General features: G+C 61.7%; 22 protein-coding genes and 2 pseudogenes. 17 read left to right on the top strand and 7 right to left on the bottom strand.

Annotation, left to right across the window (positions count from 1 at the left end):
* Window positions 1-98 precede the first annotated feature (98 nt).
* Window positions 99-1505, top strand: a complete 1407-nt coding sequence (locus tag AC07SI_RS28585) for an amino acid permease (RefSeq protein ID WP_201145869.1) — start codon at window positions 99-101, stop codon at window positions 1503-1505.
* Here AC07SI_RS28585 and AC07SI_RS28580 read toward each other — a convergent pair.
* Window positions 1451-2341 (bottom strand): LysR substrate-binding domain-containing protein, encoded by an 891-nt coding sequence (locus AC07SI_RS28580; protein ID WP_495006982.1) that lies wholly within the window; start codon window positions 2339-2341, stop codon window positions 1451-1453. The genes AC07SI_RS28585 and AC07SI_RS28580 overlap by 55 nt on opposite strands.
* Window positions 2342-2461: 120 nt before the next feature.
* Here AC07SI_RS28580 and AC07SI_RS28575 point away from each other — a divergent pair, with 120 nt between their 5' ends.
* From AC07SI_RS28575 to AC07SI_RS28555, 5 genes are all read left to right on the top strand, one after another.
* Window positions 2462-3226, top strand: coding sequence for a sulfite exporter TauE/SafE family protein (locus AC07SI_RS28575; RefSeq protein WP_495006981.1), 765 nt, complete (start codon window positions 2462-2464; stop codon window positions 3224-3226).
* Between the two features lie 122 nt (window positions 3227-3348).
* Window positions 3349-3939 (top strand): NADPH:quinone oxidoreductase MdaB, encoded by a 591-nt coding sequence (gene mdaB, locus AC07SI_RS28570; protein ID WP_495006980.1) that lies wholly within the window; start codon window positions 3349-3351, stop codon window positions 3937-3939.
* 30 nt (window positions 3940-3969) lie between these two features.
* The gene (locus AC07SI_RS28565) at window positions 3970-4866 is read left to right on the top strand and encodes a LysR family transcriptional regulator (RefSeq protein WP_065908448.1); all 897 of its coding nucleotides are present in this window, start codon (window positions 3970-3972) and stop codon (window positions 4864-4866) included.
* A 103-nt stretch (window positions 4867-4969) separates the two neighbouring features.
* Window positions 4970-5863, top strand: a complete 894-nt coding sequence (locus AC07SI_RS28560; protein ID WP_065908450.1) for an NAD-dependent epimerase/dehydratase family protein — start codon at window positions 4970-4972, stop codon at window positions 5861-5863.
* Window positions 5864-6278: 415 nt separating this feature from the next.
* A complete protein-coding gene (locus AC07SI_RS28555; protein WP_106802641.1) occupies window positions 6279-7724 on the top strand; it encodes a SulP family inorganic anion transporter in 1446 nt (481 codons plus the stop codon).
* Window positions 7725-7747: 23 nt separating this feature from the next.
* On the opposite strand, the gene AC07SI_RS28550 is transcribed toward AC07SI_RS28555, so the two are convergent.
* The gene (locus AC07SI_RS28550; RefSeq protein WP_495006979.1) at window positions 7748-8128 is read right to left on the bottom strand and encodes a lysozyme inhibitor LprI family protein; all 381 of its coding nucleotides are present in this window, start codon (window positions 8126-8128) and stop codon (window positions 7748-7750) included.
* Between the two features lie 248 nt (window positions 8129-8376).
* Here AC07SI_RS28550 and AC07SI_RS28545 point away from each other — a divergent pair, with 248 nt between their 5' ends.
* Genes AC07SI_RS28545 through AC07SI_RS28530 form a run of 4 tightly spaced genes read left to right on the top strand, consistent with a single transcriptional unit; the run spans window position 8377 to window position 12462 of the window.
* Window positions 8377-9726: a GntT/GntP/DsdX family permease gene (locus tag AC07SI_RS28545; protein WP_106802642.1), complete on the top strand. Its 1350-nt coding sequence runs from the start codon at window positions 8377-8379 to the stop codon at window positions 9724-9726.
* A 12-nt stretch (window positions 9727-9738) separates the two neighbouring features.
* Window positions 9739-10599 carry a MurR/RpiR family transcriptional regulator gene (locus tag AC07SI_RS28540; protein WP_065908458.1) on the top strand — a complete coding sequence of 287 codons (861 nt, stop codon included), beginning with the start codon at window positions 9739-9741 and terminating at the stop codon, window positions 10597-10599.
* Window position 10600: 1 nt separating this feature from the next.
* Window positions 10601-12064 carry an N-acyl-D-amino-acid deacylase family protein gene (locus tag AC07SI_RS28535; protein WP_495006978.1) on the top strand — a complete coding sequence of 488 codons (1464 nt, stop codon included), beginning with the start codon at window positions 10601-10603 and terminating at the stop codon, window positions 12062-12064.
* A 29-nt stretch (window positions 12065-12093) separates the two neighbouring features.
* On the top strand, window positions 12094-12462 hold the full coding sequence (locus AC07SI_RS28530; RefSeq protein ID WP_495006977.1) for a glyoxalase superfamily protein: 369 nt from the start codon (window positions 12094-12096) through the stop codon (window positions 12460-12462).
* Between the two features lie 235 nt (window positions 12463-12697).
* Here AC07SI_RS28530 and AC07SI_RS28525 read toward each other — a convergent pair.
* Window positions 12698-13294, bottom strand: a pseudogene (locus AC07SI_RS28525) (methyl-accepting chemotaxis protein); the annotation flags it as partial.
* A 258-nt stretch (window positions 13295-13552) separates the two neighbouring features.
* Window positions 13553-14617, bottom strand: a pseudogene (locus AC07SI_RS28520) (methyl-accepting chemotaxis protein); the annotation flags it as partial.
* Between the two features lie 277 nt (window positions 14618-14894).
* On the opposite strand from AC07SI_RS28520, the gene bamJ reads away from it, so the two are divergent.
* Window positions 14895-15512, top strand: coding sequence for a BamJ family beta-barrel-assembly machinery protein (gene bamJ / locus AC07SI_RS28515; protein ID WP_065908463.1), 618 nt, complete (start codon window positions 14895-14897; stop codon window positions 15510-15512).
* Between the two features lie 120 nt (window positions 15513-15632).
* On the opposite strand, the gene AC07SI_RS28510 is transcribed toward bamJ, so the two are convergent.
* The 3 genes from AC07SI_RS28510 to AC07SI_RS28500 form a co-directional block, all read right to left on the bottom strand.
* Window positions 15633-15890, bottom strand: coding sequence for a PA4570 family protein (locus AC07SI_RS28510; protein WP_003194088.1), 258 nt, complete (start codon window positions 15888-15890; stop codon window positions 15633-15635).
* Window positions 15891-16049: 159 nt separating this feature from the next.
* Window positions 16050-16391, bottom strand: a complete 342-nt coding sequence (locus tag AC07SI_RS28505; protein WP_073521882.1) for a zinc ribbon domain-containing protein YjdM — start codon at window positions 16389-16391, stop codon at window positions 16050-16052.
* Window positions 16392-16560: 169 nt separating this feature from the next.
* Window positions 16561-17529 (bottom strand): polyprenyl synthetase family protein, encoded by a 969-nt coding sequence (locus AC07SI_RS28500; protein ID WP_065908467.1) that lies wholly within the window; start codon window positions 17527-17529, stop codon window positions 16561-16563.
* Between the two features lie 239 nt (window positions 17530-17768).
* On the opposite strand from AC07SI_RS28500, the gene rplU reads away from it, so the two are divergent.
* The 6 genes from rplU (at window position 17769) to AC07SI_RS28470 (ending at window position 22087) form a co-directional block, all read left to right on the top strand.
* On the top strand, window positions 17769-18083 hold the full coding sequence (gene rplU, locus AC07SI_RS28495) for a 50S ribosomal protein L21 (protein ID WP_007950961.1): 315 nt from the start codon (window positions 17769-17771) through the stop codon (window positions 18081-18083).
* A gap of 34 nt (window positions 18084-18117) precedes the next feature.
* Entirely contained in the window at window positions 18118-18375 is a 258-nt protein-coding gene (gene rpmA / locus AC07SI_RS28490; RefSeq protein ID WP_003205738.1) for a 50S ribosomal protein L27, read from the top strand.
* A gap of 194 nt (window positions 18376-18569) precedes the next feature.
* Window positions 18570-19793, top strand: a complete 1224-nt coding sequence (cgtA, locus tag AC07SI_RS28485) for an Obg family GTPase CgtA (RefSeq protein WP_010206489.1) — start codon at window positions 18570-18572, stop codon at window positions 19791-19793.
* A 111-nt stretch (window positions 19794-19904) separates the two neighbouring features.
* Entirely contained in the window at window positions 19905-21023 is a 1119-nt protein-coding gene (proB, locus tag AC07SI_RS28480; RefSeq protein ID WP_005791305.1) for a glutamate 5-kinase, read from the top strand.
* A gap of 15 nt (window positions 21024-21038) precedes the next feature.
* A complete protein-coding gene (locus AC07SI_RS28475) occupies window positions 21039-21503 on the top strand; it encodes a CreA family protein (protein ID WP_048722903.1) in 465 nt (154 codons plus the stop codon).
* Window positions 21504-21604: 101 nt separating this feature from the next.
* Complete coding sequence (locus AC07SI_RS28470) at window positions 21605-22087, top strand: glutathione peroxidase (protein WP_065908472.1); 483 nt, start codon at window positions 21605-21607, stop codon at window positions 22085-22087.
* The last annotated feature ends 578 nt before the right edge of the window (window positions 22088-22665 follow it).

The following is a 22665-nucleotide window of genomic DNA, read 5'->3' as shown; positions in this document are numbered from 1 at the left end:
ATGGCGATGGTGAATTCACCGACGTCATCGCAGGCCAGCCAGCTCCCACAGGGTCCAACACCGGCAGTAACCATCACAATAATAAAGGGGCACCCCACGTGACCACGCCAGACAACGGCTTTGCAGAGATTACCCACCGCGAACTGGGCCTCAGGCGCCAGCTCACTTCCGGCCAGATGAGCATGATCGCCATCGGTGGCGCGATCGGTACCGGGCTGTTCATGGGCAGCGCCTATGCCATCGGCTATGCCGGGCCGAGTGTGCTGATCAGCTACGCCATCGGCGCGCTGATCACCTTGCTGCTGATGGGCTGCCTGGCCGAAATGACGGTGGCCCATTCCACCTCCGGCTCGTTTGGCGCCTACGCCGAGTTCTACATCAGCCCGCTGGCCGGATTCCTGGTGCGTTATGCCTACTGGGCGGCGATTGTGCTGGCGGTGGGCGCCGAGGTCACAGCGGTGGCGATGTACATGAAGTACTGGTTCGCCAACGTACCGGAGTGGGTATGGATCGTGTCGTTTTCCAGCGTGCTGATCCTGCTCAATGCGATCAGCGTAAAGACCTTCGGCACCTTCGAATACTGGTTCTCGACCATCAAGATCAGCGCCATCGTCGCCTTCATCCTCCTCGCCGTCTACGTCGTGTTCGGCTCCGGCAACCCGGAATACGGCGTACAGAACTACACGGCCCACGACGGCTTTTTCCCGCATGGCCTGAGCGGCATGTGGATCGCGGTGATCGTGTCGATCTTCAGCTACCTCAGCGTGGAGATGATCGCTGTCGCCGCCGGTGAAGCGGCTGACCCGGAACAAGCGGTGAAAAAGGCCTTTCGCGCGACCATCGTGCGGCTGGTGGTGTTCTACCTGCTGACCCTGGCGCTGATGCTCGCCATCGTGCCGTGGAACCAGGCGGGCCAGACCCAGAGCCCGTTCGTCACGGTGATGCAGACCATCGGCATTCCCGGGGCGACCGGGGTGATGAATTTCGTGATCCTGATCGCGGCGCTGTCGGCAATGAACAGCCAGCTCTACATCACCACGCGGATGATGTTCAGCCTGTCTCGCGCAGGTTTTGCGCCCAAGTCCATGGGCGCCCTGAGCAAGAGCGGCATCCCGTTGAATGCGCTGTTGCTGTCCAGCTCGGGCATCGCGCTGGCGACCTTGCTTAACGTGGTGTACCCGGAAAGCTCGTTCACCCTGATGATGGCGATCTCGATGTTTGGCGCGATCTTCACCTGGTTCATGATCTTCCTCACGCACCTGTTCTTCCGGCGCTATCGCCAGCGCCATGGCGGCGCGAAGCTGTCGTTCGAACTGCGCCTGTTTCCCTACAGCACCTTGCTCGGCCTGGTGCTGATGGGTGCGGTGATGATTACCACGTACTTCACCGACGCGTTCAAGATGACCCTGGTGTTTGGCGTGCCGTTCCTGCTGATCCTGTCGGCGGTGTATTACGGGTTTTTCCGCAAGGGCAGGGCCAAGGCATCGAACAAGGCCCTGGCGTAACCCGGCAGTTGTTCGAACGAGCGTGCGCATAACAGCAATCGGCGACAGGCCCAGTCCTCTTTGAGCGGCAGGGCCCTGAAGCGGTGCTCCAGCGGCCAGCGTTCCAGCGCGGCCTGGGGTACGATGCCCAGCCCGGCGCCGCCGGCGACCATGCGAATCAGCCCATCAAAGCCATCGGCGCGAATGCGCGTCTGCAGGCGAAAGCCCGCGTGCAGCGCCTGCTCCTCCAGGTACACCGCGAGTGCGCTGTTGGCGGCCAGGCCTACGTAGTCGTATTGCAGGCTGTCGATGAAACTCGCCGTGGTTAACGGATGATCGAGGGGCATGATCAGCACCAGCGGGTCGTCGCGAAACGCCAGCGTCTGCAAACCATGGGTGTCGACCGCATCAGAGATGATTCCCAGGTCGGCCGTGCCTTGGCGCAAGGCCTGGGTGATGCGCAGGCTCGGCAGCTCCTGCAGGTCGATATCCAGGTTGGCGTGTTCGCGCAGGAAATCCGCCAGCAGTTCCGGCAGGTATTCGCTGAGCGCGGTGGTGTTGCACAACAGGCGCACCTGGCCTTTGACGCCATTGGCGTATTCCGCGAGGTCCTGTTGCAGGTGGTCGGCTTGTTGCAACAGCAGGCGCGCGTGGCGGGCCAGGGCTTTGCCGGCCGGCGTTGGGGTGACGCCACGACGGCCGCGCTCGAGAAAGGCGATGCCCAGCGAGGCCTCCATCGCCCGGATGCGCGCGCTGGCCGCTGCCAGGGACAGATGACTGCGCGTGGCGCCGGCGGTGATGTTGCCGGTGTCGAGAATGTGCAGGTAGAGGCGCAGGTCGATCAAATCAAAGTGCATGGCGGCTGTTCTCGGGTGATTGGCTCGCCAGCGATGGCGTCCTCAGCCTCACGCAAAACAAGAGGCTGCCTCAGTATATGGCGAATTTCCCGCCGCATCGAAACCCCTCACAATCGCCCCATGAATACCTTCCTGACCTTCTACCAAAACCTCGGCCCAGCCCTGACGCTGCTGGTGATCGGCACCTTTCTGCTGGCCGGCACCGTCAAGGGGGTGATCGGCCTCGGCCTGCCCACCGTCGCCATGGGCATGCTCGGCCTGGCTATGCTGCCGGCGCAGGCTGCGGCGTTGCTGATCATTCCCTCGACAGTCACCAACCTCTGGCAACTGGCCTTCGGCGGGCACCTGCGCGCGTTGTTCAAGCGCCTGTGGCCGCTGCTGTTGCTGATTTTTCTCGGCACCGGGCTCGGCGGCGTGTGGCTGGGCATGGACGGCGGCCATTGGGTGGTGCGTGCGCTCGGCGGGGCCTTGCTGGTGTACGCATTGAGCGGGCTGTTTTTGCCCACGTTCAAGGTCAAGCCCGAGACCGAACGCTGGCTCGGCCCGCTGTGTGGGCTGATCACGGGGGTGATCACCTCGGCCACCGGTGTGTTTGTGATTCCGGCTGTGCCGTACCTGCAGGCATTGGGCTTGAACCGCGATGAGTTGGTGCAGGCGCTGGGCCTGTCGTTCACGGTTTCGACGCTGGCGCTGGCCGCCGGTTTGGCCTGGCGCGGCAACCTCGGCGGTGGCGAAATCAACGCCTCGATGTTGGCGTTGGTCCCGGCGCTGCTGGGGATGTGGCTGGGCCAGACGCTGCGCCAGCGCATCAGCGCGGTGGTATTCAAACGCGTATTTTTCATCGGCATGGCGCTGTTGGGGGGTCACCTGCTGATTAGCGGATAATTCACGAGTACGCAGTTATTCGTGCGTAGGGGTCAAATGTATTTTGCTGCATCACCGCTTATTCCCAGGGTTGCGAGTCGCTAGTCTGCCGCCAGACATTTCTAACCCCTTGGATCCCTACGATGAAAAAAGTCCTCCTGCTCAACGGCGGTAAAAAGTTCGCCCACTCCGATGGTCGCTACAACGGCACCCTGCACGACGCCGCCGTGGCTGTGCTGGACCGTGGCGGTATCGACGTCAAGGTCACCCACATCGACGAAGGCTACGATGTCGCCGAAGAAGTGGCCAAATTCCTCTGGGCCGACGTGATCATCTACCAGATGCCCGGCTGGTGGATGGGCGCACCGTGGATCGTCAAAAAGTACATCGACGAGGTCTTCACCGAAGGCCACGGCAGCCTGTACGCCAGCGACGGCCGCACCCGTTCCGATTCGTCCCAGAAATACGGCAGCGGCGGCCTGATCCAGGGCAAGCAGTACATGCTCTCGCTGACCTGGAACGCGCCGCAGCAAGCCTTCGACGACCCGAGCGATTTCTTTGAGGCCAAGGGCGTCGACGCGGTGTACTTTGCGTTCCACAAGGCCAACGAGTTCCTCGGCATGACCGGCCTGCCGACCTTCCTGTGCGTGGACGTGATGAAACGCCCGGCCATCGAGGCCGACGTGGCGCGCTACGAGCAGCACCTGGCGCAGGTGTTCAACCTCTCGGTGTAAGCTGGCAGGAATCGATAAAGAGGACAGCCTGTGAAAGCCCGATCCGATGAGCTCCAGATCTTTGTCAGCGTGATTGAATGCGGTTCGATTTCCGCCGCAGCGGAGCAGGTCGGGCAGACGCCCTCTGCGGTCAGCCGCACCCTGTCGCGCCTTGAAGCCAAGCTCGACACCACGTTGATCAACCGCACCACGCGGCGCATGGACCTGACCGAGGAGGGTAAATACTTCTTCGAGCAGGCCAAGGTGATCCTGGCGCAGATGGAGGAGCTGGAAGAACGCTTGTCGTCGCGTCAGAAAAATCCGGCCGGGCGCCTGCGCATCAATGCTGCCGTACCGTTCATGCTGCATGGGATCGTGCCATACATCGACGAGTTTCGCCGTTTGTACCCGGATATCCAGCTGGAGCTGAACAGCGATGACTTGATCATCGACCTGCTGGAACAGAGCACCGACATCGCCATTCGCATCGGCGTGCTGGCCGATTCGACCCTGCATGCGCGCGCCCTCGGCTGGTCGCCGCTGCATATCCTCGCCAGCCCTGAATACCTCAAGCAGCACGGCGCCCCGGCAACGGTGGCCGAGCTGGCCGACCACACATTGCTGGGGTTCACCCAGACCGAAACCCTGAACCACTGGCCATTGCGCCATGTGGAGGGCGACCGCTGGCTGATCCAGCCGGGGATTGCTGCGTCGAGTGGCGAAACCCTGCGTCACCTGGCGTTGGCAGGGCAGGGGATTTGCTGCCTGTCGAATTTCATGACCCTGGAAGACATAAGCGCCGGACGCCTGGTGCCGGTGCTGGAAGCGTTCAATACCGGTTATCGCCAGCCGATCCACGCGGTGTTCTACCGCAACTCGCAACTGGCGCTGCGCATCCAGTGTTTCCTGGACTTCATCCAGGCCAAATTGGCGCGTTATGCCCGTTGATTCGTGACCTGCGCGCAAGAGTGAATTGGGCATCAGGGGCTTATTCGCCAGGGAGGGGTCCGTAACAATGGGCCCATCACTTACCCAGTCAGGAGCACACTCCATGAACGTATTCGTCACCGGCGCTGCAGGTTTTATCGGCGGCTCCATCGCCACGGGCCTGGTCAAGGCCGGCCATCACGTTACCGGCCTGGTGCGCAGCGCCGAGCAAGCGGCTGAAATGAGCGCCCTGGGCATTACCCCAGTCATCGGCACCCTGGATGACGCCGGCGTATTGACCGAGCAGGCCAAGCGCGCCGATGCGGTGATCAACGCCGCGAGCAGCGACCATCGTGCTGCCGTGGAAACCTTGCTGGCCGCGTTGAAAGGTTCGAACAAGCCATTCCTGCACACCAGCGGTTCGAGCATTGTTGGTGATGCATCCGGCGGCAAGGCCAGTGATGTCATCTACTTTGAAGACAACCTGCCGGCGCCGACGGTCGACAAGGCCGCGCGCGTAGCCATCGACAACCTGATCCTGGCGGCTGCCAACGACGGGGTGAATTCGGCGGTGATCTGCAACACCTTGATCTACGGGCACAGCCTGGGTGTGAAGCGTGACAGCGTGCAATTGCCGCGCTTGCTCAAGCAGGCCCGCAAGAGCGGCGTGGTGCGCCACGTGGGGACCGGGCAGAACATCTGGTCCAACGTGCACATTGACGACGTGGTGGCCCTGTATCTGCTGGCGCTGACCAGGAACGTGCCGGGCACCTTCTACTTTGTGGAAAGCGGCGAGGCGGCGTTTATCGACATGACCACCGCGATTGCCGCCGCCCTGAACCTGGGCCAGCCGCAGGATTGGCCATTGGCCGAGGCTGAAGCCGAGTGGGGCTATGAAATGGCCAACTATGGCCTGGGCTCCAACAGCCGCGTGCGCGGCAAACACGCGCGTGAACTGCTGGGCTGGGCGCCGAAGCGTACGTCGGTGGTGGAGTGGATTCGCCACGAGATGGTCTGAGTTTTCTGCCGCTCAACTTGTGGCTGTAGCTGTGGCTCTGGCTGCAGTTGTAGTTGTAGTTGTAGTTGGGCGGGCGGGCGGGCTTTTTGTGGCGAGCGGGCTTGCCCCGCGTTGGGCTGCGAAGCAGCCCCATCCCAGCCACCACCTATATTCCGACAGATATGCGCTGAATGGTTTGGGGGGCTGCTTCGCAGCCCAACGCGGGGCAAGCCCGCTCGCCACATGGAACGCGTCCGCCACACACAATTGCCTATCACACCAAGCCCGTCCGCCACACACGCGTGCTTGTCAGAACGACTCCGTTTGTCACAACCGGCCCGTTCCCCACCGGGGATTGCCTGCCTGAAAAATCTGGTTCTGCCGCGTTCAATTCCGTACCATTCCCGGCCTTATCCCCGCAATGCCCTGGTACCTCATGAACCTCACCCGTCTGCGCGCCGACGCCCTGGCCGGCCTCACCACGTCTTTTGCGTTGCTGCCCGAATGCATCGCCTTTGCCCTGGTCGCCCACCTCAACCCGCTGATGGGCCTCTACGGCGCCTTTATCATCTGCACCCTCACGGCGCTGTTTGGCGGCCGGCCCGGCATGGTGTCGGGGGCGGCGGGCTCGATGGCGGTGGTGATCGTCGCGCTCGTGGTACAGCACGGCGTGGAGTACCTGCTGGCGACGGTGCTGCTGGGCGGGCTGATCATGGTCGCGTTCGGCCTGTTGCGCCTGGGCAAGCTGGTGCGCATGGTGCCGCACCCGGTGATGCTGGGGTTCGTCAACGGCCTGGCGATCATTATTGCGCTGGCGCAACTGGAACACTTCAAAAGCGGTGACACCTGGCTCAGCGGTACGCCGTTGTATGTGATGACCGGCCTGGTGCTGGTGACCATGGCCATCGTCTACCTGCTGCCGCGCATAACGCGCGCCGTGCCGCCGGCCCTGGTGGCGATTCTCGGCGTGGGCCTGGCGGTGTACCTGCTCGGCCTGCCGACCCGCACCCTCGGCGACATGGCCCACATCGCCGGCGGCCTGCCGACCTTTGCCCTGCCGCAGATCCCCTGGACCCTGGAAACCCTCGGCATCATCGCGCCCTACGCGTTCCTGATGGCCATGGTCGGCCTGCTGGAAACCCTGCTGACCTTGAACCTCACCGACGAAATCACCGAAAGCCGGGGCTACCCCGACCGCGAAAGCGTGGCCCTGGGGGCGGCGAATATGGTCTCGGGCCTGTTCGGTGGCATGGGCGGTTGCGCGATGATCGGGCAAACCGTGATCAACCTCAGTTCTGGCGGGCGCGGGCGTTTTTCCGGGGTGTTTGCCGGGGTGATGATCCTGTTGTTCATTCTGTTTCTGTCGCCGCTGATCGAGCGGATCCCGCTGGCGGCGCTGGTGGGGGTGATGTTTGTGGTGTCCCAGCAGACCTTCGCCTGGGCGTCGCTGCGGGTCATTAACAAAGTGCCGTTCAATGACGTGCTGGTGATTCTCGCGGTGACGGTGATCACCGTGTTCACCGACCTGGCCACCGCCGTGCTGTGCGGCATCGTGATTGCCGCGTTGAATTTTGCCTGGCAACAGGCGCGGGAGTTGTATGCCGATGAGCACCTGGAGGCCGACGGCAGCAAGCTCTATCGCCTGCACGGCACCTTGTTCTTCGCCTCGACTACGCCATTCCTGAACCAATTCGATCCAGCCAACGACCCGGCCCAGGTGACGCTGGACTGCCGTCACCTGAGCTTTGTCGACTATTCAGCGATTGCCGCGCTGATGACCCTGCGCGAGCGCTACACCAAGGCCGGCAAGCACCTGCGGGTGCTGCATTTGTCCGAGCGCTGCAAGAAGCTGCTCAAGCGCGCCAAGGTCCATCACGATTAACCTGCCGGCTTCTACAAGGGGAGTTATGGCCCGACCAGGTCTTCGAGTTCCTGGGCGCGGGTCTGGGTCATGTCCAGCACGCAGCCGGAGCCATTGACCTGGTCGATCGTGCCGCCGGTGGCACTGCCCGCGAAGGCGCAATTGGCGTCGCGGTATTTTATCCACAGGCGCTGCACGTCCTGCAGCTGCTGTTTGCGCGCGCCTTCCTGGGCCGCGAGGGCGGTCTTGTAGGCGCGGTTCAGGCGATCGTCCTGCACCTTGGCTTCCTTGGCGTTGCAACCGACCATGTCGGCGGTCGTGTTGGCGCCGTCCATGCATTTTTTCAGCGCCGCGTTATCGTCGGCCGAGGCAGCGCCGCACAAGGTCAGAAACAGCGCGCCGGCGGCGAGGGAGGTGCGAATCATGGTCGATTTTCCTGGGCATGAGTGGATGCGCATTCTATGACTCAACGCCCGCCCCTGAGTTTCCGGCAGTTGCTGATCTTCATGTAAGAACACACCTTGAATTTTCATGCGTGCGTGTCGGGCATATCCCAACGCGACAGCACGTGTCTGTGGGCGAAAATTACTTTCATAAAATTTGAAAATACTCCTCGGTAATGATTTATGAGTTTCACAACCAATTCGACGTGACCCTTTCCGAGGAGTACCGCATGGCCGCATTACCGGGCTTCGGGCTATTGGCATACGCTGCCATTGCCATCATTGCATTGATCGTGCTGATTGCACGTTACCGACTCAACCCGTTTATCGTCATCACCCTGGTGTCCATCGGCCTCGCGCTGATGGCCGGGATGCCGGCGGACACCATCATGGGGTCTTATGAGGCGGGTGTCGGCAAGACGCTGGGGCACATCGCCCTGGTGGTGGCGCTGGGCACCATGCTCGGCAAGATGATGGCCGAATCCGGCGGCGCCGAGCAGGTGGCGCGCACGCTGATCAACCGCTTCGGCGAGCGCAATGCCCACTGGGCCATGGTGTGCATCGCCTTCCTGGTGGGGCTGCCGCTGTTTTTCGAGGTCGGTTTTGTGTTGCTGGTGCCGATCGCCTTTACCGTGGCGCGGCGCGTGGGCGTGTCGATCCTGATGGTCGGGCTGCCGATGGTCGCCGGCTTGTCGGTGGTGCATGCGCTGGTGCCGCCGCACCCGGCGGCGATGATGGCGGTGCTGGCCTATAACGCATCGGTGGGGCAGACCGTGCTCTACGCGATCCTCATCGGCATCCCGACGGCGATCATCGCCGGTCCTGTGTATGCCAAATTCATCGTGCCGCGTATTCACCTGCCGGCGGAAAACCCGTTGGAACGCCAGTTCATCGAGCGCGAGCCTCGCGAGCGTTTGCCGAGCTTTGCGCTGACCATGGGCACCATCCTGTTGCCGGTGGTGCTGATGATGATCGGCGGTTGGGCCAACGTCATTTCGACTCCGGGCACCGGGTTCAACCAATTCCTGTTGTTTATCGGCAACTCGGTGATCGCCCTGCTGGTGGCGACCCTGGTGAGCTTCTGGACCCTGGGCCTGGCGCAAGGCTTCAACCGCGAGTCGATCCTCAAGTTCACCAATGAATGCCTGGCGCCGACCGCGAGCATCACCTTGCTGGTGGGCGCGGGCGGTGGCCTGAACCGGATCCTCGTGGATGCAGGCGTCACCAATGAAATCCTTGGCCTGGCCCATGCGTTCCAGTTGTCGCCGCTGGTGATGGGGTGGCTGTTTGCAGCCCTGATGCGCATTGCCACGGGTTCGGCCACGGTGGCCATGACCACCGCATCCGGCGTGGTAGCGCCGGTTGCCCTGGGAATGGGTTATCCACACCCTGAATTACTGGTGCTGGCCACCGGTGCGGGCTCGGTAATCTTTTCCCACGTCAACGACGGCGGCTTCTGGCTGATCAAGGAATACTTCAATATGACGGTGATCCAGACCTTCAAGACCTGGACCGTATTGGAGACCCTGATTTCGGTGGTCGCCTTCGGTCTCACGTATGGTCTGTCCTGCATTTTGTAACCCGGAGACCCCATGGACATCCTCTACCAGATCCGCGCCCGCCAGGATTCCTTCAGCGCCGGCGAAGGGCGTATCGCCAGGCTGATGCTTGAGGATGTGGCATTTGCCGCGTCGGCCAGCCTGGAAGAGTTGTCCCAGCGGGCCGAAGTCAGCACCGCAACCTTGTCGCGGTTTGCGCGCAGTGTCGGCTGTCGCGACTTGCGCGATCTGCGCCTGCAGCTGGCCCAGGCCAGTGGTGTCGGCAGTCGCTTCCTGGACCCGGCGGGGCTGCCCGAGCAGTCGGCGTTTCATCGGCAGATACTCGGCGATATCGAAACGACGTTGCGTCAGCATTTGTCGGGGTTCAACCAGGCGAGCTTTGTCGATGCGGTCAACCTGCTCGGCAAGGCGCGGATGATTCACGCCTTTGGCATGGGCGGCCCGTCGAGCCTGTGCAGCGACGAGTTGCAGGTGCGCCTGGTGCGCCTGGGGTACCCGATTGCTGCCAGCCATGACCCGGTGATGATGCGGGTCACGGCCGCGACGCTGGGGCCCGAACAGGCACTGATCGTCTGCTCGCTGACCGGCCTCACGCCCGAGTTGCTGGAGGTGGTGAAGCTGGCGCGCAACTATGACGCGCGCATTGTCGCTATCACCCTGGCCGATTCTCCACTGGCCGAATTGGCGGATGTCCTGCTGCCGCTGCAACCGGCCGAAACCAGTTTTATCTACAAACCCACGGCGGCGCGCTACGGAATGCTGCTGGCCATCGACCTGCTCGCCACCGAGCTGGCGCTGGCCATGCCGGACGACAACCAGGAACGCCTGCGCCGGATCAAGCTGGCCCTGGACGATTATCGCGGCGGCCCTGACAGCCTGCCGCTTGGAGACTGATATGAAGTACGACACGCTGATTCGCCAGGCGCTGATCATCGATGGCAGCAACACCGAAGGCTATGTTGCCGATGTGGGGCTGCGCGACGGGCGCATCGAAACGATCGGCGATTTGTCGGCAGCACGCGCCGAGCATGAAATCGAGGCCGCGGGCCGGGTGCTGGCACCGGGTTTCATCGACGTGCACACCCACGATGACACGGTGGTGATCCGCCATCCGCAGATGCTGCCCAAGCTCAGCCAGGGTGTGACCACGGTGATCGTCGGCAACTGTGGCATCAGTGCGTCGCCGGTGAGCCTGCGCGGCGCCCCGCCGGACCCGATGAACCTGTTGGGCACGCGTGAAGCCTTCGCCTATCCGCGTTTTATCGATTACCGCCTGGCGGTGGAAAACGCTCACCCGGCCGTCAACGTCGCCGCGCTGATCGGCCACACGGCGCTGCGCAGCAACCATATGGACGATCTACACCGCACCGCCACGCTCGGTGAAATCGCGCACATGCGGGCGCAGTTGCAGGAAAGTCTCGAAGCCGGCGCGCTGGGCTTATCCACAGGCCTGGCCTACGCCAGCGCGTTCAATGCCGAGACCGATGAAGTGCTGCAACTGAGTGAAGAACTGACGGCCTTCGGTGCGGTGTACACCACCCATCTGCGCAGCGAATTCGAGCCGGTGCTGGAGGCGATGGACGAGGCTTTCCTGATCGGCCGGCATGCCAAGGCGCCGGTGATCATTTCCCACCTCAAATGCGCCGGTGCCGGTAACTGGGGGCGTAGTCCACAGCTGTTGGCGGCGCTGGAGATGGCGGCGAAAACCCACCCGGTGGGCTGTGATTGTTATCCCTATGCGGCGAGTTCTTCGACCCTGGACCTCAAGCAAGTCACCGATGCGTTTCGCATCACCATCACCTGGTCCACGCCGCATCCGGAGATGGGCGGGCGTGACTTGCAGGACATCGCTGCCGAGTGGGACGTTTCGCTGATGGACGCGGCGCGTCGCCTGCAACCGGCAGGGGCGGTGTACTACGGGATGGATGAAGCGGATGTACGACGCATCCTTGCGCATCCGCTGTCGATGGTGGGGTCGGACGGCTTGCCCGAAGACCCGTTTCCGCACCCGCGTTTATGGGGCGCGTTTCCACGGGTGCTGGGGCATTTCAGCCGTGACGTGGGGTTGTTTCCACTGCACACGGCGGTGCACAAAATGACCGGGTTGTCGGCGGCGCGTTTTGGTCTGGCTGAGCGCGGTGAAATCCGTGAAGGGTATTGGGCTGACCTGGTGTTGTTCGATCCCCTGCGGGTGCGCGATGTGGCGGACTTCAAAGCCCCGCAACGTGCCGCCGAGGGCATTGACGGTGTGTGGGTCAATGGCGTGCTGAGCTACAGCGACGGGCAGGCCAATGGTCAGCGGCCGGGACGGTTTTTGGCGCGCAGCGGGGATTTGCGCGGCGGGTTTTCGTCTCTATAGTGGGCGATCTCATACACGGAGCGAGCGCAATGCACTTAGGAAAAGTCACCCCCATCCTGCGGATCTTCGACGAGGCCAAGGCGTTGGAGTTTTACGTCGATTTCCTCGGGTTCAAGGTGGATTGGCAGCATCGCTTCGAGGCCAATTTCCCGCTGTATTTGCAGGTGTCGTTGGGCGACTGCGTGCTGCATTTGTCCGAGCACCACGGCGATGCTTCGCCCGGCTCGGCGGTGCGGATTCAGGCGCAGGGCGTGGACGCGTACCAGCAGCAATTGCTGGCCAAGGATTATCGGTATGCCAAGCCTGGGGTTGAAGCAACGCCTTGGGACTCGCGGGAGATGAGCATCGGCGACCCATTTGGCAATCGGCTGGTGTTTGTCGAGGAAGGCGAGGGCTGATCGGTCAATCGCAGGCAATAAAAAACCGCCTGGGCAGGCGGTTTTTTTTTGCAATCCCAGTGAGTGGCCGGGGTTGCTATCTAAAAAGACGCAATCGACCCGCAGACGGATACTAGGCCGGTTATGTAATCACGCCACTAATCACGTGTGGACATTCCTGCGGGACAGCTTCGATGACCTCTAAGGTCTGAGAAGTGGAGCCGCCTCGGCTTAAACCGAGGCGGCTTTTTGTTGCTTAAACCCGGAAGTGACTGACCATCTGCTGCAATTGGCTGCCCAAACGCGCCAGCTCAACGCTGGACTTGGCCGTCTCGTCGCTCGCCGTTGCAGTCTGCTCCGACACATCACGCACGTTGACAATGCTGCGGCTGATCTCTTCCGCAACGGCGCTCTGCTGTTCGGCGGCGGCGGCGATCTGCTGGTTCATCGACTGGATATTCGACACCGTGCGGGTGATGTTCTCCAGCGACACACCGGCCTTGCGCGTCAGCTCGACGCTGCTGTCGGTGAGGCTGCGGCTGTTGTTCATCACATTGGCGACTTGCTGGGTGCCGTTCTGCAAACCGGCCACCAGGCCTTCGATTTCCTCGGTGGATTTCTGTGTGCGCTGGGCCAGGCCACGCACTTCATCGGCCACCACGGCAAAGCCGCGACCGGCTTCGCCGGCACGCGCCGCTTCAATCGCGGCGTTGAGGGCGAGCAGGTTGGTCTGTTCAGCTACGGCCTTGATCACGTCCATCACGCTGCCAATCTTGTTGCTCTCTTGCTGCAGGTGCGTCATCGCGTCGGTGGAGCGCGCCACTTCGGTGGCCAGGCGCTCGATCTGGGCGATGGCTTCCGCCACGACCTTGTCGCCTTCGCGGGCCTGGCCGTCGGCTTCGGAAGCCGCCTGGGAGGCTTGCTCGGCGTTGCGCGCCACTTCCTGCACGGTGGCGGTCATTTCATGCATCGCGGTGGCGACCTGGTCGGTCTCGATCTTCTGGCTGTTGACGCCGGCGCTGGTCTGCTCGGTCACGGCCGACAGCTCTTCGGCGGCGCTGGCGATCTGGGTGACGCCATCACGAATGCCGCTGATCAGCTCGCGTAGGGTCGTGCCCATGCGCTGGATGCCTTGTTGCAACACGCCCAGTTCATCGCGACGGGTCACCTGGATGTTGTGGCTCAGGTCGCCGGAAGCGATGCGCTCCACCACGGCCAGGGTTTCCTGCAAGGGGCGGGTGATCTGGCGGGTGATCACCAGGGCGGCAATGACACCGACCAGCAGCGCCAGCAACGTGCTGATCAATTGCAGGCTGCGGGCCTGGGCGCTTTCGGCGTCACGGCGATCCAGTTGGATGTCGTACAGCTTGTCGCTGATGGTGACAATGTCGGCGCCTTGGGTGGTCATTTCGGCGCGGGCGGCGACGATGTTGGCGTTGGCAGCCTTGTAGTTCTGCACGGCGCTGCGGTAGTCGCCCAGGGCGGTTTCCAGCGCGCTCAACGCGCTTTGCTGGCCGGCACCGAAAACAGCGCTGAGGCCCTTCAGGCCGTTGATGGCTTTTTCGATTTGTGCGGCGGCGCGGGCTTCGGTCTCCGCGTTGACGTTGCCGGTATAGCCGCGCACTTCATAGCGGGCCAACTGGAATTGCATCTTGGCATCGGCGACGGCCTGGAACTGTGCAAGGTGCTCGGAGCTGTCCGGGGCTTGCTTCACGCTGGTTTCCAGCGCGTTGATTTGTGCATTGGCGATGTCGGCCTTTTCGCCCATCAGCTGGCGAGAGGCATTGCCGTTTCGGTAGGCCTCGCGCATTTTGTTCAACGACTGCTGGTAGGCGGTGATGATGTTTTTCTGCTCGGTGAGCAGCTTGCGGTTTTCCGGGCTCTTGAAGCTGTCCAGCAGTTTCTGCTGTTGAGCCGTGAACGCGTCCAGGTTGGTCTGTACGTTCTGGGCCACGGCTTCGTCGCCGTTGGCGAGCATGTACTGCAGGCGCACGATCCGCAGTTTGGTCAGCGACGCATTGAGCTGGGTGATGTCGCTCATCCAGTTGCTGCGGTCGATCAGGCCGCCCAGGCTGGTCCAGCCGGTCAGGGCCAGGATTGACGTGAGGACCAGCACCAGGCCGAAGCCCAGGCCGAGTTTGAGATTGACGCTAATGTTGCCGAACCAGCTGTTCATCGAATGCTCCGCAAAAATTGATGTCTGTCTGCTGGACGGTGTTGTTCTTTGAGCCAGCCAAGTTGTGTAGGGCTGTATCGGCGGGGGGCAAGGAATCTGAACCTTTATTCGTAAGCCGATAGGCATCGCCGCCGCATAACCGACCAGCGGCGCTCGGTCGGCGGGCTGCGCGCGGCTGATCCCGGACTGACATTCTGTGCTAGTCTGCTGGCCCTTTTAGTTTCGGGCAGTGCAGGAAAACAGTGTTTTCAGCCCTGCCCTACAGCGGAGCCTCTTCATGTCCGAAGTTAATCTGTCCACCGACGAAACCCGCGTCAGCTACGGTATCGGCCGTCAGTTGGGCGACCAACTGCGCGACAACCCGCCACCGGGCGTCAGCCTGGACGCAATCCTGGCTGGCCTGACCGACGCGTTCGCCGGCAAGCCAAGCCGCGTTGACCAGGAGCAAATGGCTGCGAGCTTCAAAGTCATCCGCGAAATCATGCAAGCCGAAGCCGCTGCCAAGGCTGAAGCCGCTGCAGGTGCCGGCCTGGCATTCCTGGCGGAAAACGCCAAGCGTGACGGCATCACCACCCTGGCTTCCGGCCTGCAATTTGAAGTGTTGACCCAAGGTGACGGCGCCAAGCCGACCCGTGAAGACCAAGTGCGTACCCACTACCACGGCACGTTGATCGACGGCACGGTGTTCGACAGCTCCTACGAGCGCGGCCAGCCTGCAGAATTCCCGGTGGGTGGCGTGATCGCCGGCTGGACCGAAGCCCTGCAACTGATGAATGCCGGCAGCAAATGGCGCCTGTACGTGCCGAGCGAACTGGCTTACGGCGCTCAAGGCGTTGGCAGCATCCCGCCGCATAGCGTTCTGGTGTTCGACGTCGAGCTGCTCGACGTTCTGTAAGACCTGCTTCATGTGGGAGCCGGGCTTGCCCGCGATGCAGACGACTCGATCCGAGCTGTTATCGAGTGGAAGACATCGCAGGCAAGCCAGCTGCCACACAGGGCCTGTGTGTTGGCTGGTTCATGGATGGAACTTGCCATTGAGTTCCGTGGCCGGGCGCAACGCTCGGGCATAGCAGAACAGAAACAGATTGCGCACCACTTCCTTGAGTACACCGGGTTCACTCGAACTCAGGCCATTCACGTCCAGGTCGCCCTGGTCCTGCAGTTCATTGAGTGCCTCTTCTTCCAGCACCGCACAGACTTCGCCGGTTTCCCGATGCAGGATCCGCAGGTAAGGGTGTGGACGATCCAGCCAGGCATCTATCAAATAAGTCATGGTCGTTCTCCTTGATGAGTTTCAATGAGAATAATTCTTATTCGTAGAATAGCAAGTGCCTATTGGCGGTTTCCGGGTTTTTCTGTGTGGATATTGCGTTCGATCAACGCAGAGGGCGAAACGCCATCCCGCGGCGGGCGCGGGATGGGGGCAGCAGATTCAGACTTTGCGCACGAACTCGGACTTGAGTTTCATCGGGCCAATGCCGTCGATCTTGCAATCGATATCGTGGTCGCCGTCGCACAGGCGGATGTTCTTGACCTTGGTGCCGACCTTGACCACCAGGGACGTGCCCTTGACCTTGAGGTCCTTGATCACGGTGATGGTGTCGCCGTCCTGCAGGACGTTGCCCACAGAGTCTTTCTTCACGGTTTCATCGCCCGCCACTTCGGCCTCGCCATTGGCGGACCATTCATGGGCGCATTCCGGGCAGACCAGCTGGGCGCCGTCTTCGTAGGTGTATTCGGAATTGCATTTCGGGCAGGGTGGCAGCGTGCTCACTAAAGCTCCTTGAAAGTCAGGGATGGCTAAAAGTCGCACATTATATAGGGATTTGTAGGGGGAGGGGGCGATGTGGTCTTAATGTGGGGGCTGGCTTGCCTGCGATGACTGCAGTGAATTCACTACCGCTATCGCAGGCAAGCCCGCTCCTACATCAAGTGCGGCGCAATCAGTGCGTCCGCGCGACCGCAAACTCACTCAGCTCAACCAGGGCATCCCGGTATTCGCTGGCCGGAAGGGCTTCCAGGCATTTGATCGCACGGGCCACGTAGTCACGCGCCAATTGCGCGGTGTACTCGAGGGAACCGGAGGCTTCCACGGCGACGCGGATGGCCTCCAGGTCCTCGATCCCGCCTTTCTGGATCGCCTTGCGCACCAGGGCGGCCTGTTCCGGCGTGCCTTCGCGCATGGTGTAGATCAGCGGCAAGGTCGGCTTGCCCTCGGCCAGGTCGTCACCGACGTTCTTGCCCAGGGTCTCGGCGTCGCCCTTGTAGTCGAGCAGGTCGTCGACCAGCTGGAACGCCACGCCCAGGTGATCCCCGAAGGTACGCAGGGCTTCGGCCTGTTCGGCCGTCGCGCCACACAGGGCGGCGGCGCTGTGGGTCGAGGCTTCGAAGAGCATCGCGGTCTTGCCGCGAATCACTTCCATATAGGTTTCTTCGGTGGTGCTGGCGTCGCGGACCTTGGACAGCTGCAACACTTCGCCTTCGGCGATGATGCGCGTGGCCTGTGAAAGAATCTTCATCACCGGCATCGAGCCCAGTTCGACCATCATTTCGAACGAGCGCGAGTACAGGAAGTCGCCCACCAGCACGCTCGGGGCGTTGCCCCACATCGCATTGGCGGTCTCACGGCCACGGCGCATGCCGGACATGTCGACCACGTCGTCATGCAGCAGGGTGGCGGTGTGCAGGAACTCGATAGTGGCGGCCAGCAGGCGCACGTCATCGCCTTCGCGACCCAGGGCCTTGCCGCACAGCAACACTAATAAAGGACGCAGGCGCTTACCGCCCGCCGACGTAATATAGTCGCCAATTTTGGAGACCAGCGGCACTTTAGACGTCAGCTGCTGCTTGATGATGCCGTCGACGGCGCTAAAATCGTCCGCGACCGCGCGGTAGAAAGCTTGGGGTTGCATCAGCGACAGTCGCTCCAGAAGGGTTGCGCGGCATGCTAGGACCCTGACCCCCGGGTGTCAAGGCGCGATAGGCGGCCACTTGCAACGTATCAAAGCCTTGCGTACAATCGCGCACCCTGAACTTCCTGGGCAGCACCTGCCTTACGCAATTGCATTCGGGACGTCCATCCCATGCAGCCATGCCAGCCAATACCTCTTCTTATAAAGCGCTGGGTGAGCAGGATTATCGGAGAAATACCATGTCGTACGCAGTAATTGTTACTGGTGGCAAGCAATACAAGGTCGCCCCAGGTGAATACCTGAAGATCGAAAAACTGGAAGTCGCTACCGGCGAATCCGTTACTTTTGATCGCGTTCTGTTGGTCGCCAATGGCGATGACGTGAACATTGGCGCTCCAGTTGTTGCTGGCGCTACCGTTGTGGCTGAAGTGATCTCCCAAGGTCGTCACGATAAAGTCCGCATCATCAAGTTCCGTCGTCGTAAGCACCACATGAAGCGTATGGGCCACCGCCAGTGGTACACCGAGATCAAAATCACCGGTATTCAGGCTTAATTTCAGCCTAATTCCTCACTAGGAGAATTGACTCATGGCACACAAAAAAGCTGGTGGTAGTACCCGTAACGGTCGCGACTCAGAAGCCAAACGCCTTGGCGTGAAGATGTATGGCGGCCAGGCTATCAAAGCGGGCAACATCATCGTGCGTCAGCGCGGCACCCAATTCCACGCTGGCTACGGCGTTGGTATGGGTAAAGATCACACCCTCTTCGCTAAAGTCGAAGGCGTGATCAAGTTCGAAGTAAAAGGCGCCTTCGGTCGTCGTTACGTAAGCGTTATCGCAGCTTAATTGCGAGACCGCTGGAAAAGCCCTGTCTTGCGACGGGGCTTTTTCGTTTGTGGGGTGAGTCTCTTGCAAAGCTGTTTGTAATGGGCGAGAGCAGCTGGATGTGTGGTCGTTGCTTGAGGTCGCTGCGCTCATTTTTGCAAGAGTCTTATGTCTTGGTTTTTTAAGCTCGTCCGTGCGGCGAGAGGCGTTTTGTTATGAAGTTCGTTGATGAAGTTTCCATCCGAGTAAAAGCAGGCGACGGCGGTAACGGTTGCATGAGTTTCCGTCGCGAAAAATTCATCGAAAACGGTGGTCCAAACGGCGGTGACGGCGGTGACGGCGGTTCCATCTACATGATGGCCGACGAAAACCTCAACACCCTGGTCGACTACCGTTACACCCGGCACTTCGATGCCGAGCGTGGCTCCAACGGCGGCAGCACCGACTGCACCGGCAAGAAAGGCGAAGACCTGGTACTGCGCGTACCGGTCGGCACCACCATTATCGACTCCGCGACCCAGGAAGTGATTGGCGACCTGACCAAGGCCGGCCAGAAGTTGATGGTAGTGCAGGGCGGCTGGCACGGTCTGGGTAACACCCGATTCAAGTCCAGTACCAACCGTGCACCGCGCCAGACCACGCCGGGCAAGCCAGGCGAGCAGCGTGACCTCAAGCTGGAAATGAAAGTACTCGCCGACGTGGGCCTGCTGGGCCTGCCGAATGCCGGCAAGAGTACCTTCATCCGCTCGGTCTCGGCCGCCAAGCCGAAAGTCGCCGACTACCCGTTCACCACCCTGGTGCCGAACCTGGGTGTGGTCAGCGTCGACCGCTGGAAAAGCTTCGTGATCGCCGACATTCCCGGCCTGATCGAAGGCGCTTCCGATGGTGCTGGCCTGGGGATTCGCTTCCTCAAGCACTTGTCGCGTACGCGTTTGCTGCTGCACCTCGTCGACATGGCGCCGCTGGATGACACCAGCGCACCGGACGCCGCCGAAGTGATCGTCAGCGAGCTGACCAAGTTCAGCCCGTCCCTGGCTGAGCGTGATCGCTGGCTGGTGCTGAACAAGTGCGACCAGATTCTCGAAGAAGAACACGAGGAGCGCGTCAAGGAAATCGTCGATCGCCTGGAGTGGGAAGGTCCGGTCTACGTGATCTCGGCCATCGCCAAAGAAGGCACCGAGCGCCTGACCCGAGACATCATGCGCTACCTCGAAGACCGTGCCGACCGCCTGGCGGCCGATCCGGTGTTCAAGGCCGAACTGGCCGAACTCGACCAGCGCATCGAAGACGAAGCCCGCGCCCAGCTGCAGGCCCTGGATGACCAGCGTGCCCTGCGCCGCAGTGGCGTGAAGTCGGTCCATGACATCGGCGACGATGATTGGGACGAAGAAGACGTGGATGATGAAGACGGTCCGGAAATCATTTACGTGCGTGACTGATCCGTTGCGATAAACTTGAACGCCGCTCCCTGGAGCGGCGTTTTGGTATCCGGGTATAACGTTATGGGCGGCGCTGGGTCGCGTGCAGCCCTCACTCTAAGGTTGAAGAAGATGCGGAGCAAAGTGACAGGTGCGCAGCGCTGGGTCGTAAAGATCGGAAGTGCGCTGCTGACGGCAGACGGCAAGGGGCTGGATCGCGCAGCCATGAGCGTCTGGGTCGAGCAGATGGTGGCCTTGCATGAGGCGGGCGTGGAGTTGGTGCTGGTGTCGTCCGGGGCGGTTGCCGCCGGGATGAGCCGCCTCGGCTGGACCGCGCGACCCAGCGCGATGCACGAACTGCAAGCCGCCGCCGCCATCGGCCAGATGGGCCTGGTGCAAGCCTGGGAGTCCAGCTTTGCCGAGCACGGCCGCCACACGGCGCAGATCCTGCTGACCCACGACGACCTGTCCGACCGCAAGCGCTATCTCAATGCCCGCAGCACCCTGCGCGCGCTGGTGGAGCTCAAGGTCATCCCGGTGATCAACGAAAACGACACCGTGGTCACCGACGAAATCCGCTTCGGCGACAACGACACCCTGGCCGCCTTGGTGGCCAACCTGGTGGAAGCCGACTTGCTGGTGATCCTCACCGACCGCGACGGCATGTTCGACGCCGACCCACGCAACAACCCCGATGCCCAGCTTATTTATGAAGCGCGTGCCGATGACCCGGCGCTGGACGCCGTGGCCGGCAGCGTCGGCGGTGCATTGGGCCGTGGCGGCATGCAGACCAAGCTGCGCGCAGCCCGTTTGGCCGCACGCTCCGGCGCCCACACGATTATCGTCGGCGGGCGCCTGGAGCGCGTGCTGGATCGCCTCAAGGCCGGTGAGCGCATCGGTACGCTGCTGTCGCCGGAACGCGGCATGCTGGCGGCGCGCAAACAGTGGCTGGCCGGTCATCTGCAGACCCGTGGCACCCTGGTGCTGGATGAAGGCGCGGTATCGGCGTTGTCCCAAGGCAACAAGAGCCTGCTGCCAGTCGGCGTCAAATTGGTCCAGGGCAGCTTCCGCCGTGGCGAAATGGTGGTGTGCGTGGCGCCGGATGGTCGTGAGATCGCCCGTGGCCTGGCCAACTACAGCGCCCTGGAAGCGCAGAAAATTATCGGACAATCGTCTGATGCGATTGTCGGACTCTTGGGTTACATGGCGGAACCGGAATTGGTGCACCGCGATAACCTGATCCTGGTTTAACCAAAGGAATACACGATGCGTTTAATGAAGGGATTGCTCGGCCTGCTGCTGGCCATGCCGTTGCTGGCTTCGGCTGAAGAGATCGGCCAGGTGTCGACGGTGTTCAAGTTTGTCGGCCCCAATGATCGAATCGTGGTCGAAGCGTTTGATGACCCCAAGGTCGACGGCGTGACCTGCTACCTGTCGCGTGCCAAGACCGGCGGCGTCAAGGGCGGCCTGGGCCTGGCCGAAGACCGCGCCGAAGCTTCGATTGCCTGCCGCCAGGTCGGCCCGATCCGCTTCAAGGGCGAACTCAAGGACGGCGACGAGGTCTTCAAGGAACGCACCTCGTTGGTGTTCAAGACCATGCAGGTCGTGCGCTTTCTCGACAAGAAGCGCAACACCCTGGTGTACCTGGTCTACAGCGACCGCCTGATCGAAGGCAGCCCGCAGAACGCGGTCACGGCGATTCCAATTTTGCCGTGGCCGACCGCTCAGTAATCCGCAGGCGAGTTTTGTAATCGGCGTCTATGATTGCAGGCTTGCGGGTTGTAATCTCGATACGTCGCAATGCGAAGAACATGGGATATCTGGAGTTCGTCATGAGTGCTTTCCACGACCTGAAACTCAAAGCGTTGGACGGACAAGAGCTGCCGCTGGCGCCCTTCAAGGGGCAAGTCGTGCTGGTGGTCAACGTCGCCTCCAAATGTGGCTTGACCCCGCAATACGCGGCGTTGGAGAACCTCTACCAGCAGTACAAGGACCAGGGGTTCACCGTGCTGGGCTTGCCTTGCAACCAGTTTGCGGGACAGGAACCGGGCACCGAGGATGAAATCCGCGAGTTCTGCAGCCTCAACTATGGCGTGACGTTCCCGCTGGGCAGCAAGCTCGATGTGAACGGCCCTGAGCGTCACCAGCTGTACCGCCTGCTGGCGGGCGAGGGCGCCGAGTTTCCTGGGGATATCACCTGGAATTTCGAGAAATTCCTGCTTGGTAAAGACGGCCGGGTCCTGGCGCGTTTCTCGCCACGTACCCCCCCGGAAGACCCGTCGATCATCCAGGCCATCGAAAAAGCCCTGGCTTGAACACCGGGCTGGCTTCGAAGAGCGGCTTTTTATGGTGAGCCGGCTTGTTGTGCCTGGCAGGCTTGATGGGGTGAGCAGGCTTGTTGTGGCTAGCAGGCTTGATGGGGTGAGCAGGCTTGTTGTGGCTAGCATGCTTCATGTGGCGAGCGGGCTTGTCCCGCGTTGGGCTGCGAAGCAGCCCCAAACCCTCCACCTCGGGGTCTCTGAAAAACTGCGCTGACTTGATTGGGGCTGCTGCGCAGCCCAACGCGGGGCAAGCCCGCTCGCCACAAGGTGCCTGCTCAATTAGTGGGCTCACCCCAGCCCAACAGCTACTACGCTCCCCTGCTTTTACCCTTTCATCACCCCCATCAATGTTGTGGTGAGCCGGCTTGTTGTGGCTAGCAGGCTTGATGGGGTGAGCAGGCTTGTTGTGGCTAGCATGCTTCATGTGGTGAGCGGGCTTGACCCGCGTTGGGCTGCGCAGCAGCCCCAAAACCCTCCACCTCGGAATCTCTGAAAAACTACGGTGACTTGATTGGTGCTGCTGCGCAGCCCAACGCGGGGCAAGCCCGCTCGCCACAAGGTGCCTGCGCAAT

It is taken from the genome of Pseudomonas sp. GW821-FHT05D12 (assembly GCF_059419825.1).
The sequence above is the reverse complement of the archived record's forward strand: the minus strand, read 5'-3'. Positions and strand labels throughout refer to the sequence as shown.

Coding starts and splice junctions, on each gene's coding strand:
- AC07SI_RS28580 (WP_495006982.1), bottom strand. CDS start 2,341: ATGCACTTTGATTTGATCGACCTGCGCCTCTACCTGCACATTCTCGAC.
- AC07SI_RS28575 (WP_495006981.1), top strand. CDS start 2,462: ATGAATACCTTCCTGACCTTCTACCAAAACCTCGGCCCAGCCCTGACG.
- mdaB (WP_495006980.1), top strand. CDS start 3,349: ATGAAAAAAGTCCTCCTGCTCAACGGCGGTAAAAAGTTCGCCCACTCC.
- AC07SI_RS28560 (WP_065908450.1), top strand. CDS start 4,970: ATGAACGTATTCGTCACCGGCGCTGCAGGTTTTATCGGCGGCTCCATC.
- AC07SI_RS28555 (WP_106802641.1), top strand. CDS start 6,279: ATGAACCTCACCCGTCTGCGCGCCGACGCCCTGGCCGGCCTCACCACG.
- AC07SI_RS28550 (WP_495006979.1), bottom strand. CDS start 8,128: ATGATTCGCACCTCCCTCGCCGCCGGCGCGCTGTTTCTGACCTTGTGC.
- AC07SI_RS28545 (WP_106802642.1), top strand. CDS start 8,377: ATGGCCGCATTACCGGGCTTCGGGCTATTGGCATACGCTGCCATTGCC.
- AC07SI_RS28540 (WP_065908458.1), top strand. CDS start 9,739: ATGGACATCCTCTACCAGATCCGCGCCCGCCAGGATTCCTTCAGCGCC.
- AC07SI_RS28535 (WP_495006978.1), top strand. CDS start 10,601: ATGAAGTACGACACGCTGATTCGCCAGGCGCTGATCATCGATGGCAGC.
- AC07SI_RS28530 (WP_495006977.1), top strand. CDS start 12,094: ATGCACTTAGGAAAAGTCACCCCCATCCTGCGGATCTTCGACGAGGCC.
- bamJ (WP_065908463.1), top strand. CDS start 14,895: ATGTCCGAAGTTAATCTGTCCACCGACGAAACCCGCGTCAGCTACGGT.
- AC07SI_RS28510 (WP_003194088.1), bottom strand. CDS start 15,890: ATGACTTATTTGATAGATGCCTGGCTGGATCGTCCACACCCTTACCTG.
- AC07SI_RS28500 (WP_065908467.1), bottom strand. CDS start 17,529: ATGCAACCCCAAGCTTTCTACCGCGCGGTCGCGGACGATTTTAGCGCC.
- rplU (WP_007950961.1), top strand. CDS start 17,769: ATGTCGTACGCAGTAATTGTTACTGGTGGCAAGCAATACAAGGTCGCC.
- rpmA (WP_003205738.1), top strand. CDS start 18,118: ATGGCACACAAAAAAGCTGGTGGTAGTACCCGTAACGGTCGCGACTCA.
- cgtA (WP_010206489.1), top strand. CDS start 18,570: ATGAAGTTCGTTGATGAAGTTTCCATCCGAGTAAAAGCAGGCGACGGC.
- proB (WP_005791305.1), top strand. CDS start 19,905: ATGCGGAGCAAAGTGACAGGTGCGCAGCGCTGGGTCGTAAAGATCGGA.
- AC07SI_RS28475 (WP_048722903.1), top strand. CDS start 21,039: ATGCGTTTAATGAAGGGATTGCTCGGCCTGCTGCTGGCCATGCCGTTG.
- AC07SI_RS28470 (WP_065908472.1), top strand. CDS start 21,605: ATGAGTGCTTTCCACGACCTGAAACTCAAAGCGTTGGACGGACAAGAG.